Source organism: Acinetobacter sp. ANC 3882, assembly GCF_022549545.1.
Lineage (GTDB): Bacteria > Pseudomonadota > Gammaproteobacteria > Pseudomonadales > Moraxellaceae > Acinetobacter.
This window is the reverse complement of record NZ_JAKZGB010000002.1, coordinates 280,439-297,725: the sequence shown is the minus strand read 5'-3', so window position 1 is coordinate 297,725 and position 17,287 is coordinate 280,439. Positions and strand designations below refer to the sequence as shown.

Sequence of the window (17,287 nt, the reverse complement as noted above, 5' to 3'; positions counted from 1 at the left end):
AAATTCCTGACTCTATATTAAATTTTATTTTTACAGAACCAATACAAAGCAGATAAGCACCAAAAAAAAACGGATGGAGTGCAGTCCATCCGTTTCCAGTTCACATTTTTCTAATAAAATTAGGCTTGTATCACCTGTATACGCAACTCTTTTGGTAGACTAAAAGTGATATTTTCCTCTCTTCCTTCGAGCTCTTTGGGTGGTGTTGCACCCCAATCTTGTAAACGTTGAATCACTTGTTTAATTAAAATTTCAGGTGCTGATGCGCCAGCAGTTACACCAATTTTACTGTCTGCTTTGAACCAAGCTTTTTCAAGCTGATCCGCATTATCGACAAGGTAGGCAGACTTGCCCATACGTTCAGCTAATTCACGTAAACGATTTGAATTTGATGAATTTGGCGAACCGACCACCAACACCACATCACATTGCTCTGCTAGGTCACGTACCGCATCTTGACGATTTTGCGTTGCATAGCAAATATCATCTTTACGCGGACCTTGGATCATTGGAAATTTGCTTCTCAAAGCATCAATCACTTTGGCTGTATCATCAATAGACAACGTGGTTTGGGTAACAAAAGCTACTTTATCAGGATGATTCACCATTAAGGCTTCAACATCTTGTTCATCTTCGACTAGATAAATCTCACCACCTCGAGACTTATCATATTGCCCCATGGTCCCTTCTACTTCAGGGTGACCTTCATGTCCAATCAGAATGGCTTCGGTCCCTTCACGGGCATATTTTGTCACTTCGATATGCACCTTGGTCACTAGCGGACAAGTTGCATCAAATACTTTTAAACCACGGCGATCCGCTTCTTGTTGTACCGCCTTTGATACGCCATGTGCGCTAAAAATCACAATGGAATCATCAGGCACTTGATCCAGCTCATCAACAAAAACAGCGCCACGCTGACGTAAGTCGTCCACTACAAATTTGTTATGCACCACTTCATGACGTACATAAATAGGTGGGTTAAAACATTCCAGTGCCCGATTGACGATTGCTATAGCACGGTCAACACCAGCACAAAAGCCTCGTGGATTGGCCAACACGATTTCCATAACATCCTCTCTCATCAACTGAATTTTTACACCAAACTATTTCGTTTAATGGCACGCTACACTACAATAGCCAAGATATTTTATCATATTCAGGAAAAATATCATGTCGGGTCTCTTGTTTGTCGTTTCTGCAGCCTCAGGAACAGGCAAAACATCTTTGGTCAAAGCCCTACTCGATCGAGTCAGCAACCTACACGTTTCTGTCTCACATACTACACGCGGTCAACGTCCTGGTGAACTCGACGGTGTGCACTATCATTTTACCAATAAAGAAACCTTTTTGGCACAAGTTGAAGAAGGTGGTTTCATCGAATACGCAGAAGTATTCGGAAATTATTACGGTACTTCACAAGCCAAAGTAAAAGAACAACTCCAACAAGGTCATGATGTTTTACTTGAAATTGACTGGCAAGGCGCTGAACAGGTACGTCGACTTTTTCCTGAATCAAAACAAATTTTTATCTTACCGCCAACACAATATGATTTAAGACAGCGTCTTTCCAATCGTGGCACAGATTCGGTCGATGTGATTGAACATCGCTTAAGTTGTGCGGTTGAAGATATGCGCCATTTTGCGAGTTTTGACTACGTTATTATTAATGATGATTTCAATAAAGCGGTACATGATTTGGAAGCGATCATTACTGCAAACCGTTTGGTCACCTTGCAACAAAGCAATCGTCATCAACAATTAATTGAAAACTTAATTACCCTTAATCGCGAATAACTTGAGTCTTGTATAAAAGCCTTTTATACTACTCAGTCTTTCAAATGTAATGTTCAAACGAGACAACTTATGGCACGTGTAACCGTTGAAGATTGTTTAGACCACGTAGATAACCGTTTTGAGTTGGTACTGGTAGCGAGTAAACGTGCACGTCAATTAGCACGTCAAGGTATGGAACCAACTGTAGAATGGGATAATGATAAACCAACAGTTGTTGCATTACGCGAAATTGCGGTTGGTCATGTGACTAAAGAAATTTTAAAACAGCGCGATCAAGACTACCAAACATCAAACCTTGATATGGTACTGTCTACAAATTCACTAAATTTAGAAGGTTTCACTTTCTAAATCGAATTTGTTTTGTGTAAAAGCCCATTGTGAAGACTCTGGGCTTTTTTCTTTCTTGCAAAATTCGGTGCATATTGATAAAAGCAATATCCTTCATTGAAAAAATTTACGAGTTTTTATAATGAACAAATTGACAAGTTTAGCAATATGCTTTTCATTAGAGGCTAGGGACAATGTTTGTGTTTCAGCCTAGTTCTACGGAGTCTTCATCGCTCCTAGTGTATTCGCGATAACGCAATACAGGATTGAAATTTCAACCGCCCCGATCATTACTGAATTCATGTTATAAAAGGTGTTATATGCCAGGCGAAGAGGTCAGCCAAGCCAAGCAACAGCTCAGAGCAATTATTGAAGCCTATCTCAAAGATAGCGACGTTCAACGTGTGCTTGCTGCCTGCGATTTTGCTGATTTAGCGCATAGCGGTATTACGCGTAAAAGTGGTGAACCCTATGTACTACACCCCATTGCAGTGAGTTGCATTTTGGCGCATATGCGTCTTGATGCCGATACACTGATGGCGGCCTTATTGCATGATGTAATTGAAGATACTGAGTTCACCAAAGATGAAATTGGGCAAAAATATGGTTTGGTTGTTGCTGAACTTGTAGATGGTGTCACCAAACTTAGCCATTCCAGTGATAAAGAATATAACAAAGCCGCATCGTTCCGAAAAATTTTACAAGCGACTCTACAAGACCCACGTGTCATTATTATTAAACTGGCTGACCGCTATCATAATATGACCACCTTGGGTGCACTTCGTCCTGATAAACGAGCGCGTATTGCGCAAGAAACACTGGATGTTTTTGTCCCGATGGCACGTCTCGTCGGGATGAACGAGATGGCAGATAACCTTGAGCATCTATGCTATCAAAATCTTGATTTAGATATGTTTAATGATGTGCAAACCGCATTATTAGAAACCAAGCCAAAACGTTGTGAATATCAGGCCATTTGGGAACAAAAACTCTCTGATTTATTAAAAACACATGAGCTAAAAGGCCGTATTAAAAAGAAAAATAACAATATCGAATTACTCCGCCATTTTGTTAAAAATGAAATTGATTTAAATGAACTCAGTCATAGTCATGCCTTTGAAATTATTTTACAGAGCATCGCCGATTGTGACCGTTTAGTTGAAGCACTCAAAGATAATTTCCAAGTTTTACAATATAGAGATCATATTCGCCGCCCACTACCAGGTGGCAATCAATCGCTCATGATCAAACTGAAAGGCGAAAAAACAACACTCTCTCTAACCATTCAAACTGAGCTGATGCGTAAAGCAGCGCGCTTTGGTGTTGTACTTGGGGAAAATGCACCTCAAGCCTGCCGTTCAGCGATTCAAGCCTCTATGCAAAACTTGAATACACTGATTGATAGTGGTTGTGCTAAAACCACATTTAGCGATTTGCTCGATTATTTACACCAAGAAAAAATCTGGGTGTATACGCCACATGGTCAACTGCATGAATTACCGCAGGGAGCAACGGTTGTTGATTTTGCTTATTCTGCCAGCCTATTTTTAGGCAACCATGCCGTGGGTGCAAAAGTTGATGGTGAAATTCGTCCATTGTCGACACCGCTACACAGCGGACAAGTGGTCGAAATTATTACCGATGTGCTTGCTACCCCAAATCCAGATTGGCTCAGCTTCATCAATACACAAAAAGCACGCCGCGCACTACAAAATATACTCCGTGAGCAAGATATTGAAGAACAACGCTTAGTTGGGCAACAAGCATTGAATCGCGCATTAAAACTGTTCCAACGTTCTATCAATGATCTCTCACCAAACGACTGGACTAACGTCCTCGAATGGCGACATTTAAGCAGTAAAGATACGCTGTTTGAACAGATTGCCGTTGGTGATTTATTACCTCAACTGGTTGCAAATCATCTATTTGCTCAGGACTATCACTCACAACATCAGGAAGCATCTGACCGTTTGATTGTAGGCACCGAAGGCGTTGATGTAAAATATGCGCATTGTTGTAACCCTGTACTTGGCGACCCAATTCAAGGACACCTATCACGACGCGGCCTGATCGTGCATCGCTCCCGTTGTCGTAATCTATTACACGAACAGCATCAACATCCAGAAAATATCATGCCGCTTCTTTGGCAATCAGAAGAAATTGATGATGTTCGGTTCAGCGCTTATCTTTGTATTCATATGACCATGAATGATGAACAAATTTCTGATTTGATTTATCAATGTCGAAAAGCAAAGACTGGTGTAGAAATGGTTCACTCTCAAGACCAAAAAACCTATGTCAATATTGTGGTGAGTAACCGTAATCAAATCGCGCAGATCATCCGCGACTTAAGAATGCATTTTGGTTTTCCGCGTATTGAGCGCTTAAATATGCCAATTGTTCAACCTGAAGTTGCAAAATTAGCGACGGCTAACTAGACCTCACTGTACCTGTACAATGAAAAGCGGCTGCGTTTTATAGATATAAAAATCCTAATAATCAATCGATACAACAGCGACTATCCAGTATTCAGCACTTTCGTGCCTACACTTTTGTGTTAAAGTCACATGGTTTAAGATAGAAAAACCACCTAGGAGAGCTAAATGTCACGCCAAGTTATTCATACTGAACACGCCCCTGCTGCTATCGGAACATATTCTCAAGCAATTCTTGTTGGCAATACGCTCTATCTTTCAGGCCAGATCGGCTTAGATCCGTATAGTATGGAACTTGTAGAAGGCATTGAAGCTCAAATCCGTCGCGTATTTGATAACCTTAAAGCAGTTTGTACTGCTGCGGGCGGTAGTTTGGCTGACATTGCAAAACTCAATATCTTCCTGACCGATCTGTCTCACTTTCAGTTGGTGAATCAAATCATGGGCGAATACTTTGCTCAACCTTATCCTGCACGCGCCGCGCTTGGTGTTGCAAGCTTGCCTAAAAATGCGCTAGTCGAGATGGATGGGATTGTCATCATTCCATAATATTTTTTAAATAAAATACAAACACTTAACCTAAAATATATTTCTAGATTATGAACCACCCTTGCGCAAAAATCCGAGCAGCACTCGGATTTCCGCTCAGGTGGTATTTTTTTATTCAAATTCTCAATAAGAATATACTCATTGTAAGAATGAAATTCATTGACAAACGATAATAATTATCAATAATATCAATTATCGCATTTATATTTGTGGCTCACTCCCATGTATGTTTGTTTATGTCGTGGAATTACAGATCAGGATATCAAAGACGCCGTTGCAAATGGCGCTGAAAGCTATCGTGAAATCCGTGACCTACTCGACCTAGGTACATGTTGTGGTCGTTGTGTCCCTGAAGCTCGTGCAATTATCAGTGATGAACTGGCCGAAATCGCTGCGCGCATCTCTATAGCTGCTTAATTTATTTTTCTTTCTAGATAATATCACTCAATTTTTACTCGTTTTTACGACTCCACCGCTTTTTGTAGAACTTAAAAAAGTTCCTCACTAAAGCGGTTTTTTTATAAAAAATATAACAATATTAGGATGTTTTTGATTGTGATTTTCATTTGCCGTTCTATAAATTACTCGCCAGATGATTCGTTGTTGACTAAAATAATAAAAATTGCCTGAGTCAGGGTCTGTTGAGATTTCACAGATGCTTGCGACTAAGGGCATTCTTTAGATGCTACTTGGCATCACTTAGTGTTTTTGGAGTAAGCGCAATGAAAGGCAATCGTGAAGTTATTAACCAGCTCAATCAGGTGCTTTACCACCATTTAACCGCAATCAATCAATACTTTTTGCATTCGCGCATGTTTAATGATTGGGGAATTGAGCAACTCGGTTCAGCTGAATATAAAGAATCTATTCGCCAGATGAAACACGCAGATAAAATCATCGAACGTATTCTGTTTTTAGAAGGCTTACCGAACTTACAGCATCTAGGTAAGTTGTATATCGGCCAACATACTCAAGAAGTCCTCAACTGCGATATTCGTAAAGTTAAAGAAAATATTGAGGCAATCAAGCAAACGGTTGAACTTGCAGAAGCAGAGCAAGATTATGTGACGCGTGACTTAGTTCAAGAGATCCTAGAGAAAGAAGAAGAGTACTGGGATTGGCTCGATACACAGCTTGATTTAGTAGAAAATGTAGGTATCGAGAATTATATTCAAAGCCAAATCTAATTTAGCTACCTTGTTTAGATTGAAGAAAATAAAGCCCTGATTAGGGCTTTATTTTTTTATATAGCTCGATTATTCAATTCAACCACTTCGGGTAAGCTTAGGTCTTGCTTATATAGCTGCTTTAAAATAAATAACTGCTGTTCAGCCTGTTCAAATTTGTGATTAAAAGCAAGCAACTGTGCATATTTCTTCAAGTTATAAGGCGTCGCTTTATTCTTTACCATTCTCCCAATCTGTTCCAAATCCCTATCGGTCATCGCAGTTTGGGGCTTTAAACTGATCCAATCCAGACGCTGCTGGAATTGGGTGAGCATCAAAATCTTCGAACTTCCCAATATCTCTACTGTCGGTTGCTGCTTTTTAAAAATTAAACGACTATTTTCCTGAAATAGCTTGTAATCACGCCAAATCAATATCAATAACACAATCGCGATCAGCCAAATACAACGAATCACATTTTTATGTAACGTCATGCCTTTCAAATTAGGTGTCTGTGCCTGAATCAATCCTAGCAAAAAGCCCATCGGAAGCAGGAAATAAGCATAACGTTGCGGAAACTCCAACATGGCATGAATCAGAATTGCAGCAACCATCATAATCGCAACGACTGAAGTCGTGTCTTTGGCATTTCGGTCTAACCAGAAAAACCATACCGCCATATAGCCAATAATCAACAACCCAAGTGGCAAACCATTCCAGACCAAAATATCAAGCAATACATTATGTGCACTGATCACCCATTCGTGTGAAGGATGTAAATTAAAAATACTGATCTGAGCAATACTGGTCTGATTCCATCCATAGCCCAGCCAAGGCTGCTCTTTCAGCGCCAATAACATTTGTGTCCAGATATCAAAACGCAAATATCCAGAGCTTGCACGTTCAGCCAAACTGGTTGTTTGTACAACTTCTGAGTTTGAGACCATTTCAATGACATTTGTGAGCAGTGGCAAGCCCCATGCTGCAATCACAAAAAAACCAATGCACCATGCCCAAAGCTTAGGAAAATTTAAACGTGGTTGCTGTTTATATCGCTTATACATCCAATAGAACAGGATAAATAAGCACACCACCCAAGAAGTTCGAGATTGAGTTAAAGCAATGGTAAATAGAATCAATAAACTAGATGGCAACAACCACCATGAAGCTACGATGCGTTTTTCATACAGAAACAAAGCCCCCATGAGGCCCATAATGAGGAATGTTGCTAAATGATTCGGCTGTCCAAAGTTGGCATAAGGACGATCGCCTTTTAACTGCATAATGCCGTTAATCATCCCTCCAAACCCACACCATTGCACAATCGCCATGACACTGCAGACAATTGCAATACCAAACAGAAGTTTAGAGATCTCCTGCATCAGCACTTCACGCTTTTCTGCTTCTAAAGAAAGGTTAAAACCCAGCACAATCATGAGCCAAAACGCAAAAATATAGAGTGAGCTTAGAAGTGCAGTACTAAAGTCATAGACTAATCCAAAGCCCCACTGTAGCAATGGAACGGCAATAATCGGAACAATCCAAAGCTGTGCCCGTGGAATAATCATTTTTTTATTGAGGAACGTAGCAAGCAACACTAAGCCTGCTAAAAAACTGGCAAGTTCACCTGAAAAAGTTACCCAAGGGTACGTATGAAATGGGGAGAGCCAAGCAAAGCTAATCAGAACGCTGGCAAGGAAAAAGCATAAAAATTGCATACTTTGTACATGAAAAAAAGGCTTAGGGAATTATATCGCTAAGCCTTCGTACACAAACTAAATATAAGATAAAAGCTACAATTTACTTCCAAGGTCGTAGATCTACAATTTTAACCACTTCGCCTTTTTCTCTATTTATGAGTACTGTCATATCAACAGCATTGGCTTTTAAAGGAACAAAGCCTGTCGCTTGCGGGTATTTAGACAAAGTATTTTGCACCAAAGCTTTATCATTGAATTGAATTAATAAATCTAAACTTTGTGCACGTTGTTGAATTTGACTTTTTACTTTATCCAACGGTACATATCGTTCTGGTTTTTGGGCAATAGAAATTCCCCCCAGAACTTCAGCAAACATCTCATCACCGCGAATATTTTTATCTTTGGCAAATTCAACACCGACAAATTGAGGTTTTAGCCATGAAGGCTGTTGATATTGAGGACTTGCTTGAGCTATCAGTTCTCTGAGAATCTCGTTATTACGCACCAGTTCAAACCGGTCTACATTATAAGCCAACCATGCTGGACGCCCCTGAGCAATACTATAGACTCCGTAACCAAGTGCAATACTCTGAATTAATACTATAATAGTCAGATCGAATTTTAGCTTCCTTTTATTCTTTTTGTAAACCATCAAGCCTAAAAGTGGGCCAATAGTAACATCAACTGCAAGCAATATAACAAAAATATGTGTTACACCTACAGCAGATGCGAGAGGTGCAGGATACCAAATAAAAAAAATAATAAAAATAATAACTAAAGCTAATACTATTGATATAGATAAATGAGAAAGAAAAATAATTAAACGGTTTGCCATAAACAGTACTCCTTCAGTCCATAAAAATTTAAGTGCAAAGATTGCCAAAAATTTAAAATTTTGTAATCTTTAAAAATTACTTGTATTTTAAAATAATGGATTTATAAATCGTCTCAAAATCTTTAGGATTATATATAGACAACTCTCTTAAATATTTTTTTGTTCTTTCACATTGAACACCAAAATTATAGTGACAAGATGCACTAAAATAATAATTGGAGCTTTCATAATTTCCTGCTTCAGCAAGATTGGTAGCATGTCGAACCAAATAGGTATAGCTAGGTATGTAATGAACCAATCTATCACCAACCTCTATTTTTTTTGATAATTCAAAATTTCCACTGGATAAAATCTCATACACAATGATGTCGTTAAAAAATCCAAAACCAAAAATTGGCTCTATTTTAGAAATCTCCAAAACTTTATTCTTTAAACTTATATCACTCCTAACTGTGTAATCATAAAGATATGAAACTTTTTTATACTCATGAATATAATATAGAGAAAAAAAACAAAAAATCAAAGAAATAGCAGACAATATATATGCCTTACTTGTTGAATAAAAAACCTTACGCCAACCATCAAAAAGAGAAAGAAATATAGAAAAAACTATTAAATATCTCAATTGCCACAATGGAAACTCAAATAATGAATAAGAAATTATAGAAATTATTATAGTAAATACATATAACTGATCTAAACTTTTTATTTTTATATTTTTAAAAAAAATAAATAAGAATAAAAAAGTTATAAGTACCCCCAATAAACCAAATTCACTCAATAATTGACCAAAAATAAAATGAGAATGATCTGTTGAACTAAACCATCTAAGTTCACTAAAGTGTTCTAGGCCTGCGGATGAAAAATTTTTCCACCCCACTCCCATAATTGGATGCTCTGAAATTATAAGCCATGTTCTATGAAATAAAGATATCCTTGGGTCCTCTAGACTCATATTTGCCCTATCAACAATATCCGCATTACTAGAAAAATATGGATATAAAAAGAGACCCAATAAAAGACCCAAAGCACTAAAAAATAAATCTTTCAATTTAAAAACAAAAACATTGTTTAAAAAATTATAAAAAAAGTTGAAGATTAAAACACAAAATAGAACAATTAAAAATCCAGAACGACTTACAGTAAAAGACACACCCAAAGAAAAAATAAAAATTAAAAAATATTTTAATAAAGATTTTCGTTTTTCTCTAAACAAATACATTACTGATATAACAGCCATAATAAATATAAAAGCTGTTTGATTTGGCTGAAATAAATTCCCAGAAAAACGCTCTAACTGTAAAGGGAGCCTCATCATTTCCACAAAAAAATTGATTTTAAAAATGTGAAAAAACTGAGTTATTTGTAAAAAAATCGCTCCTAAAATTAGCGTTCCCGCTATTTTACTAATAAACTTTTCCTTATCTTTTAAATTAGATATAGCAATTGATAAAGACAACATTGAAAAAATTATAGCTAATGGAAAAATCAAACCATCTACATATATAATTTTATTAAAAATTGGTTGAATAAAAAGAGTAAAAAGTATAAGCACCCAGAAAAATTGATTAGCATATATATTTACATCTTTTCTAAGGAAAAATAAAAAAAGACCAGCATTAATAAACAAAAAAACAAATGCATGAATGTAAAAATCATGAAAACTTGGACTATAATGTTGGTAACTTAAAATTCCATACAAAAAAGATAATGTTATAAAAATATATAATAAATTTTCTCTTTCCCAAAAGCCTTTCATTTAAACTTTAACCCTTTTTAACAACTTAAATTGATAAACAATTTTTTATTAATTACGACACTCTGCTGGAGCATATTTGGCAGGAAGACTACCCACCCCTACATTTGCTACCGTGGTCAGTGCTCCTGCTGAACGACAAACCCATGTAATAGAGCCTAATGATGGCGGCACATTTTGTATAAGAGCTGTTCCTGATGTTCGATCTCCATTCAATGGACTTAAAACCAATGTGTTAGCTCCCGCTTGTGAAACTTTTGTTGTATAAGTAATCGTAATTCTTCCATTGACTGAGCTAATATCTACACTTGATACATTTGGAGTTGCTGCTGAGGGTGTCCATCCATTTCCGAAAATTACACTATTTACTGCATTCTCCGAAACAACAACCTTTGCACTTGAAGCCAGTGATAAACCATCTATAACTTTTGCTCGAATTGTATAGTCTTGATATGCTGGAATCGCTATTGAAGCAAGAATTCCGATAATTGCAACGACTATCATCAACTCAATAAGCGTAAAACCCTTTTGCATGAAATTTCTCCAATATTTTATTGCTTATATTTTTTATGCATGTTTCATACCAAAAAATAAAACCATAAAAAACAATATATTAAAATATTTTTTCCCTCATAGAGAGAATTTTCCACACAAATTGACAAATAATGTCTATCTTGCTCATTCTTAGAAAAATTATCTTATTTAGCGACTGACCTATCTCTGAAATAAAAATGCCAATCTTAGAGATTGGCATAATTTAACTAAAACTAAAATGAAATTAGTTACGGCATTCTGCCGGTGCATATTTTGCAAGTAAAGTTCCTGCACCAGCATTAGCTACAGTAGTAGCCGCTCCAGCAGAACGACAAACCCAAGTAATAGAACCAGCTGATGGTGGAGTACCTAATACTAATGCTGTACCCGTAGCACGGTCACCATTTAAAGGACTCAATATCAAGGTATTAGATGCAGCTGGTGCTACTGCTGTAGTATAAGTAATTGTAATACGACCATTTGTTGAATCAATACCTACACTAGTTACGTTAGGTGTTGCAGATGGTGCAGTCCAGCCACTATTGAATCCTGTCGCATTCGCTGCATTTTCTGATACGGCAGTTTTAGCACTTGAAGCCAATGATAAACCTTCTGTAACTTTCGCACGTACCGTATAGTCTTGGTATGCAGGAATTGCTACTGCCGCCAAGATACCGATAATCGCGACAACGATCATCAATTCGATAAGAGTAAAACCCTTTTGCATTGATTTCATAACATTTCTCCAATGGATATTTTTTTATAAGCTTTTTTCAGCTATTTAGTAATTAGCATGTTTTATGCCAGTCCTTAGCTTAGCTAATTTTAGCCTAAAAAAACAGAGACTTAAAAGAAATTCACACCGTACAAAAGAAGATCAAATCAGACATTTTCAGAAAAAAAATGACAAATAACGTCATCTTTACTGCTTAATTATTCATTTTTTTAGCTAACGAATTTGACTATTTTCTACTTGTATGTAAATTGAGCGACTCAATTCACAAAAAATTTATTTTTATTTATTTAATTTTTTTTTACCACTTATCGGAAGATAAGGACTACTTCTAATAACAAGCGTGCATACAGAACATTCTGTACATTAATCGTTTTTATAAAAAACAACAAGCAATATTTGTAACCCTCTAGCAAAGCAAGCTTAATTTAAAATAATCGGCTCATTCGGCAATTCGTTTTGGTCATCAAGCTCAGTTTTCACATAATACTGATCTAACACTTGCCCAATCTCCGCAACCCCATTATTGACGGCGTGTAGGTACTGCTTTTGGGCCAATTGCAGCACGATACCCTGACAAATCTTATTCCATGTTTCAGTAGGTGTGGCATTTTTTAAACCACGATCAATCACAATTTCAACTTTGCGCTCGCACAGATTAAGATAGAGTAATACCCCACTATTCAGTTCAGTGTCCCAAACACCCAGCTCAGCAAACAGTTGCTGCGCACGTAAGCGCGTATTTTGATGGTAGGCCTGTGAACAGGGAATATGCCCTTCGATCACCACCTGAATCTCACCGACATGACCCTTTTCAGCCTGCTGTACTGCTTTAGCAATCTCGGTACGATCTTGCTTACTAAAATAACGGTGTGCTGATGAAACATAGAGAAAGTGTTTAAACCAACGTTTCAAACTCGGTTGAACATGCTCATCCAGTTTAGGCTGAGTAATGATCTGTGTTGTATCTGTTTTGGTTACCATGAGCCTGATGCTCCTCCCCCGCCAAAGCTACCGCCGCCGCCACTATAACCACCGCCACTGCCTCCGCCAAAACCACCACCGCCGCCTCCGCGGCCGCCACCAGACAAGAACATCTGGAAAATTAGCTGTGCGAGTGACGTAATCAATAAAAAGAAAATTCCAACACCGAGCAACAAACTCATCACCAGACCTGCACCATTAACTAAGCCTGCAACTGTTGCTGCCACTGCTGCGGTAGATGCACTTAGACGGTTCCCGACGATAAATGATCCCACCACACCTGCAACCAAGATAAACAGTGCCATAGTTAAGGTATTGTCTTTGGCTTGCTGTGCGTGTAAGGCCTGCTCATGGCGATCTTTAAGTTCTTGAGCAGCTTGTTGTGCAATCTCAGGGTCTAAATTCACAATACGAGTGATTTCATCTAAACCCGCTGAAATCCCTTGTGCATATTGCCCCTGTTTAAAATAAGGCGTGATCTGATTTCGAATAATCCGACTCAATACTAAATCGGGCAGCACCCCTTCCAAACCATAACCCGTCAGGATTTGAATATTGCGATCATTCACCGCAATCGCGATCAATAAACCATTATCTCGTTTTGCTGAACCCAGCTGCCATTTTTCACCTGTTCTCAATGCAAAATCAAAAATCGCTTCTTGACCTGTTGTGGGCACAATAATCACACCAACTTGTGCTTTACCTTGTTGATAAAGACTCAGGATTTTCTGATTCAGTTGCTGAGTTTCAGCATCACTCAAAATTTTGGCTTGATCGATAATCGGTTGGTTTAAGGTCGGTAAACCTCGAATCGATTCACCCTCTGCCATATCATTGGCCACTTGTGGCAAGGCAGGAGTTTCATTATTTTGCGTGGTTGGCGCAGCCGTCTTATTTTTTTGCTGCTCTTGAATGATTTTACCGGCAACCACCACATCACTTTGATCTGTTGCAGTCGCGACTTCAGCCCAAACCGTATGTTGGAAAAGCAGTGTTGCAAAAACGATGGTTAAAACAGGCAAGAGCTGCTGTTTTAGTTTTTGCTTAAACATTTGCAACATACGGTGACTCCTCACAGTTCAAAACAATTTCAAATATTAATTAAATGAAACTGTTGGAGCTTGCTGTGCAGACTGTTCCGCCTTAAAGTTTTCTTTGGTTTTCATGCCAATGACTTTAGCAGTCAACGCTTGAGGGAATTGACGGACATAGCCATTGTAATCTTGAACCGTAGTAATATAACGATTACGCGCAACCGCGATACGGTTTTCAGTACCCTCTAACTGCGCTTGAAGATCACGGAACTGTTCATTGGCTTTCAAGTCTGGATAATTTTCCGAAACAGCAATTAAACGTGATAATGCGCCAGTCAGCTGACTTTGTGCCTGTTGATATTTCTCGAAAAGAGCTGGATCTTCTAATACTTCTTTATCGACTTTTAAACCCGCCACATTTGAACGTGCCTGAGTAACTTCAACCAAGACTTGTTCTTCGTGTTTCGCATAGCCTTTCACCACATTCACCAAGTTTGGAACAAGGTCTGCACGGCGTTGATATTGGTTTTGCACTTCAGACCAAGATGCATTGACCGCTTCGTCTTTCACTTGCAACGTGTTATAACCACAACCCGTGAACAATAAGCTGCTTGCCAATACGGTTGCCAGTGCTGTTTGTTTGATGATTTTCATAAAAACGTACCCTCAGGTTTTTCTTTATATTTTTGCGATAATTCATTGTAATGAGATTTTTTGTCAGCTGTGTAACATTTATTAAAGTTGATATATTTGTATTTAAATAAAAAAGGCATTACTCAAGAATCTTAAAGTAATGCCGTGCTAAGCAAATTTTATTAGGATGTAATTAGCTATAAATTTTAGATGCGGTCTCTTCTTGAAAGCTCGCCATCCCATATTCATCCGCCATACGGGCTTTCCAGTAATTCACCAATTGCGTGTAATCATGTTTGGCAGGATGAAAATCAGCCTGATAATAAGATAAATATTCAGGAATTAATTGCAGAAGCATTTTACCCAGCAAATAGCCACCAAACAGGTTGCCTCCGAGTTTCGGGATACTTTTCCATTTATCTTGCCAAATCAAACGTGAGGTTGCATATAAGGTTAAGCTTGCAAAACCCGTGGTTACACTACGCATCAACAAACGACGAATACGATCATCGCCATAAACGGCTTGATACACATCAAAAGCAACTGAACGATGTTCAATTTCTTCAATCGCATGCCAAACCCACAGTTTCATCGCATCATCATCCAGCGTGCTTAATATTTCTGGATGCTTCAAGATATAGCCGCCCAACATCGCGGTGAAATGTTCAAAAGCGCAAGTTAAGGCCAATTGTAATTTAGGATGAATATTTCGAAGCGCATCATCTCGTTTTGCCAACCATGCTTGAAAGCGATCTAGGTTATAGTCCTCTCGTCGCCATGCGTCATTAAACTCCGTATGTGCTTTGGAATGCATTGCTTCCTGACCAATAAATGCTGCGATTTGTGCTTGCAACTGTGGATCTTGCACTTTATCTCTGACGTTGCGCACGCTATTCACAAAATACTGCTCACCGATCGGAAAGGTCGAAGAAAGTGCCGTAAGCAAATGTGACATCACTGGAGAGTTGGCAAAATAATGGCGTTTAATTCTGTTCGGATTAAACTGCAACCGACGCACCGTGATCCCGAGTGCTTTTGGACGATTTAAATACGTTTTTTCCACACTCGCATTTGCAAGAGTCATGTTGATTACCTGCATTCATTCCTAGACTGAGTTTGAGTATTACGCTAGGGAAAAGGCAGGGACAGGGCAAAAAAGCTTATAAAATTTGCCAAAACTACCAAAATGACAATTGGTCAGCCCACTAAGAGGTTGGGCTTCCAAGCTCCTTATGTTTAATCTTTCTCAAGCTCCATATAGCCGCGAGAAACAGTCCGCCCATCAGGGCCACAACAATATGGAATGCCAAAAGCTGTGCTTGAGCCTGAGAATAATCCCAATGACTCACGGCCCACTTGATCACAAATGCAGTGAGCGTACCCAATACCGCAATACCAAAAGTCAATCCAAGCTGTCTCAACATATTTAAAATTGCGGCAGCAGAACTGGCATCTTGCTGAGATACAGAATGGATGGTCAAGGTACTGGAGCTCGGTACAATCAATCCAATTCCTGCACCCATCATGGCACTTAAAGCAATAAACAATGGATATGCTGAATGCGCTTGGAAACTAATCATCCCAATCAATGCTGTTCCTGAGATGACCAAACCAATCCTGAGCAATAACAGTGAACCATATCTTTGCTGCAATTGTCCGAACAAGATTGACACTAAGGCTTGCATTAAAAATTGTGGTGTAATCAACCAGCCTGCTTGAGCGGCACTCAAATGAACTTGTTCTTGATAAAATAAGGCAAAGACAAATAAGGAACTATAACCAGCAAATCCCAATAAGAATGAAATCAGGTTAAAACGTAAAAAATTGCGGTTATGAAATAAATGCCGAGGAATCAACGGATCTGAGGTTTTATTTTGATGTCGAATAAATAGTAGACTAAAGGCAATTGAGATTAAAAAGCTGAAGGCAATGACATAACCGATATGCGCTTGTTGTACCATGATAATGCTATAGGTCAAGGTGGCAATCGCAATCACACTATAGATCAGCCCCAAATAATCAAAACTCACAGCCTGTTGGTTTGAATCTGGTTCAATGCCTTTCCAACCTAATACTAAGGCCAATAGTCCAACGGGTAAGTTCAACCAAAAAATACTTTGCCAACCCAGATAATGCACCATGAGGCCACCCATTAATGGTCCAATAATTAAGGCAAAGGCACTAAATGAACTCCAATGACCAATTTCCCGTGCTTTCCGATCTACCTGTGTAAAATGATGCACGATAATTGCCAAGGTCAAAGGAATCAGCATCGCGCCTGCAACCCCTTGGATCACGCGTCCGACGATCAACCATGCAAAAGCGGGTGCGACGGCGCAGATCATGGACCCAATAATAAAGATCACCACACCCGTCAACCACAATCGTTTACGCCCCAACCACTGACTTAAGGCCCCCACCGCCAGCATTAAACTCGACATACTCAATGCATAACTGTCGATGACCCACTGTAAATCGGCGAGATGGCTATCGAACTGAGTTTGAATGGCCGTCAAGGCCAAATTAACACTACTCAAGTCAACCAAGCAGAGAAAGGTACTGGTATAAAGTGCCGCAATTAATAGCCGATCGTTGAGTTTAGATGCCATAAGGTTCTCTAATTATTTTTAACAATTGATAATCATTATCAATAATAGAATAGCAATTTATTGACCGATTGTTAAAGTTTTTTAGTTATCCCACTAGATCGTTAAATGTTGCTGACCTCCCCCCAACCCATTTAATTTTTATAAAAAAATGCCCAAGCACGAGGTTTGGGCATTTAAAACTTAAATATTGAAAGA

The 17,287-nt window shown here is 38.6% G+C and carries 17 protein-coding genes; 6 read left to right on the top strand and 11 right to left on the bottom strand.

The window, feature by feature from the left end; genetic code table 11:
* Window positions 1–119 precede the first annotated feature (119 nt).
* Window positions 120–1,070, bottom strand: a complete 951-nt coding sequence (gene ispH / locus MMO42_RS06515; RefSeq protein WP_241319778.1) for a 4-hydroxy-3-methylbut-2-enyl diphosphate reductase — start codon at window positions 1,068–1,070, stop codon at window positions 120–122.
* Between the two features lie 103 nt (window positions 1,071–1,173).
* Between ispH and gmk the strand changes: the two genes are divergently transcribed.
* From gmk to bfr, 6 genes are all read left to right on the top strand, one after another.
* Entirely contained in the window at window positions 1,174–1,797 is a 624-nt protein-coding gene (gene gmk, locus MMO42_RS06510; RefSeq protein ID WP_005297343.1) for a guanylate kinase, read from the top strand.
* 69 nt (window positions 1,798–1,866) lie between these two features.
* Window positions 1,867–2,145, top strand: coding sequence for a DNA-directed RNA polymerase subunit omega (gene rpoZ, locus MMO42_RS06505; RefSeq protein ID WP_004657467.1), 279 nt, complete (start codon window positions 1,867–1,869; stop codon window positions 2,143–2,145).
* 299 nt (window positions 2,146–2,444) lie between these two features.
* The gene (locus tag MMO42_RS06500; RefSeq protein WP_241319777.1) at window positions 2,445–4,562 is read left to right on the top strand and encodes an HD domain-containing protein; all 2,118 of its coding nucleotides are present in this window, start codon (window positions 2,445–2,447) and stop codon (window positions 4,560–4,562) included.
* Window positions 4,563–4,727: 165 nt separating this feature from the next.
* Complete coding sequence (locus MMO42_RS06495; RefSeq protein ID WP_005147310.1) at window positions 4,728–5,108, top strand: RidA family protein; 381 nt, start codon at window positions 4,728–4,730, stop codon at window positions 5,106–5,108.
* Window positions 5,109–5,330: 222 nt separating this feature from the next.
* Complete coding sequence (locus tag MMO42_RS06490) at window positions 5,331–5,525, top strand: bacterioferritin-associated ferredoxin (RefSeq protein WP_241319776.1); 195 nt, start codon at window positions 5,331–5,333, stop codon at window positions 5,523–5,525.
* 305 nt (window positions 5,526–5,830) lie between these two features.
* Complete coding sequence (bfr, locus tag MMO42_RS06485; RefSeq protein ID WP_241319775.1) at window positions 5,831–6,295, top strand: bacterioferritin; 465 nt, start codon at window positions 5,831–5,833, stop codon at window positions 6,293–6,295.
* Between the two features lie 56 nt (window positions 6,296–6,351).
* Here bfr and MMO42_RS06480 read toward each other — a convergent pair whose 3' ends face one another.
* The 10 genes from MMO42_RS06480 to MMO42_RS06435 form a co-directional block, all read right to left on the bottom strand.
* The gene (locus MMO42_RS06480) at window positions 6,352–7,992 is read right to left on the bottom strand and encodes an O-antigen ligase family protein (protein WP_241319774.1); all 1,641 of its coding nucleotides are present in this window, start codon (window positions 7,990–7,992) and stop codon (window positions 6,352–6,354) included.
* 82 nt (window positions 7,993–8,074) lie between these two features.
* Window positions 8,075–8,809 (bottom strand): TfpX/TfpZ family type IV pilin accessory protein, encoded by a 735-nt coding sequence (gene tfpZ / locus MMO42_RS06475; RefSeq protein ID WP_241319773.1) that lies wholly within the window; start codon window positions 8,807–8,809, stop codon window positions 8,075–8,077.
* A gap of 76 nt (window positions 8,810–8,885) precedes the next feature.
* Window positions 8,886–10,568: a Wzy polymerase domain-containing protein gene (locus MMO42_RS06470; RefSeq protein WP_241319772.1), complete on the bottom strand. Its 1,683-nt coding sequence runs from the start codon at window positions 10,566–10,568 to the stop codon at window positions 8,886–8,888.
* A gap of 48 nt (window positions 10,569–10,616) precedes the next feature.
* Entirely contained in the window at window positions 10,617–11,099 is a 483-nt protein-coding gene (locus tag MMO42_RS06465) for a pilin (protein WP_241319771.1), read from the bottom strand.
* A gap of 244 nt (window positions 11,100–11,343) precedes the next feature.
* On the bottom strand, window positions 11,344–11,835 hold the full coding sequence (locus MMO42_RS06460; protein WP_241319770.1) for a pilin: 492 nt from the start codon (window positions 11,833–11,835) through the stop codon (window positions 11,344–11,346).
* A 420-nt stretch (window positions 11,836–12,255) separates the two neighbouring features.
* Window positions 12,256–12,816, bottom strand: a complete 561-nt coding sequence (locus MMO42_RS06455; protein WP_241319769.1) for a TPM domain-containing protein — start codon at window positions 12,814–12,816, stop codon at window positions 12,256–12,258.
* Complete coding sequence (locus MMO42_RS06450; protein WP_241319768.1) at window positions 12,810–13,877, bottom strand: TPM domain-containing protein; 1,068 nt, start codon at window positions 13,875–13,877, stop codon at window positions 12,810–12,812. The genes MMO42_RS06455 and MMO42_RS06450 overlap by 7 nt, the downstream gene beginning before the upstream one ends.
* A 36-nt stretch (window positions 13,878–13,913) precedes the next feature.
* Window positions 13,914–14,504, bottom strand: coding sequence for a LemA family protein (locus MMO42_RS06445; RefSeq protein WP_005147322.1), 591 nt, complete (start codon window positions 14,502–14,504; stop codon window positions 13,914–13,916).
* A 172-nt stretch (window positions 14,505–14,676) separates the two neighbouring features.
* Window positions 14,677–15,567 carry a metal-dependent hydrolase gene (locus MMO42_RS06440; protein WP_005147324.1) on the bottom strand — a complete coding sequence of 297 codons (891 nt, stop codon included), beginning with the start codon at window positions 15,565–15,567 and terminating at the stop codon, window positions 14,677–14,679.
* A gap of 121 nt (window positions 15,568–15,688) precedes the next feature.
* Complete coding sequence (locus MMO42_RS06435; protein WP_241319767.1) at window positions 15,689–17,092, bottom strand: MFS transporter; 1,404 nt, start codon at window positions 17,090–17,092, stop codon at window positions 15,689–15,691.
* Window positions 17,093–17,287: the final 195 nt, after the last annotated feature.

What these genes read in the sequence shown, in the direction of transcription:
- ispH (WP_241319778.1), bottom strand. Translation starts at nt 1,070, where the DNA reads ATGGAAATCGTGTTGGCCAATCCACGAGGCTTTTGTGCTGGTGTTGAC.
- gmk (WP_005297343.1), top strand. Translation starts at nt 1,174, where the DNA reads ATGTCGGGTCTCTTGTTTGTCGTTTCTGCAGCCTCAGGAACAGGCAAA.
- rpoZ (WP_004657467.1), top strand. Translation starts at nt 1,867, where the DNA reads ATGGCACGTGTAACCGTTGAAGATTGTTTAGACCACGTAGATAACCGT.
- MMO42_RS06500 (WP_241319777.1), top strand. Translation starts at nt 2,445, where the DNA reads ATGCCAGGCGAAGAGGTCAGCCAAGCCAAGCAACAGCTCAGAGCAATT.
- MMO42_RS06495 (WP_005147310.1), top strand. Translation starts at nt 4,728, where the DNA reads ATGTCACGCCAAGTTATTCATACTGAACACGCCCCTGCTGCTATCGGA.
- MMO42_RS06490 (WP_241319776.1), top strand. Translation starts at nt 5,331, where the DNA reads ATGTATGTTTGTTTATGTCGTGGAATTACAGATCAGGATATCAAAGAC.
- bfr (WP_241319775.1), top strand. Translation starts at nt 5,831, where the DNA reads ATGAAAGGCAATCGTGAAGTTATTAACCAGCTCAATCAGGTGCTTTAC.
- MMO42_RS06480 (WP_241319774.1), bottom strand. Translation starts at nt 7,992, where the DNA reads ATGCAATTTTTATGCTTTTTCCTTGCCAGCGTTCTGATTAGCTTTGCT.
- tfpZ (WP_241319773.1), bottom strand. Translation starts at nt 8,809, where the DNA reads ATGGCAAACCGTTTAATTATTTTTCTTTCTCATTTATCTATATCAATA.
- MMO42_RS06470 (WP_241319772.1), bottom strand. Translation starts at nt 10,568, where the DNA reads ATGAAAGGCTTTTGGGAAAGAGAAAATTTATTATATATTTTTATAACA.
- MMO42_RS06465 (WP_241319771.1), bottom strand. Translation starts at nt 11,099, where the DNA reads ATGCAAAAGGGTTTTACGCTTATTGAGTTGATGATAGTCGTTGCAATT.
- MMO42_RS06460 (WP_241319770.1), bottom strand. Translation starts at nt 11,835, where the DNA reads ATGAAATCAATGCAAAAGGGTTTTACTCTTATCGAATTGATGATCGTT.
- MMO42_RS06455 (WP_241319769.1), bottom strand. Translation starts at nt 12,816, where the DNA reads ATGGTAACCAAAACAGATACAACACAGATCATTACTCAGCCTAAACTG.
- MMO42_RS06450 (WP_241319768.1), bottom strand. Translation starts at nt 13,877, where the DNA reads ATGTTGCAAATGTTTAAGCAAAAACTAAAACAGCAGCTCTTGCCTGTT.
- MMO42_RS06445 (WP_005147322.1), bottom strand. Translation starts at nt 14,504, where the DNA reads ATGAAAATCATCAAACAAACAGCACTGGCAACCGTATTGGCAAGCAGC.
- MMO42_RS06440 (WP_005147324.1), bottom strand. Translation starts at nt 15,567, where the DNA reads ATGACTCTTGCAAATGCGAGTGTGGAAAAAACGTATTTAAATCGTCCA.
- MMO42_RS06435 (WP_241319767.1), bottom strand. Translation starts at nt 17,092, where the DNA reads ATGGCATCTAAACTCAACGATCGGCTATTAATTGCGGCACTTTATACC.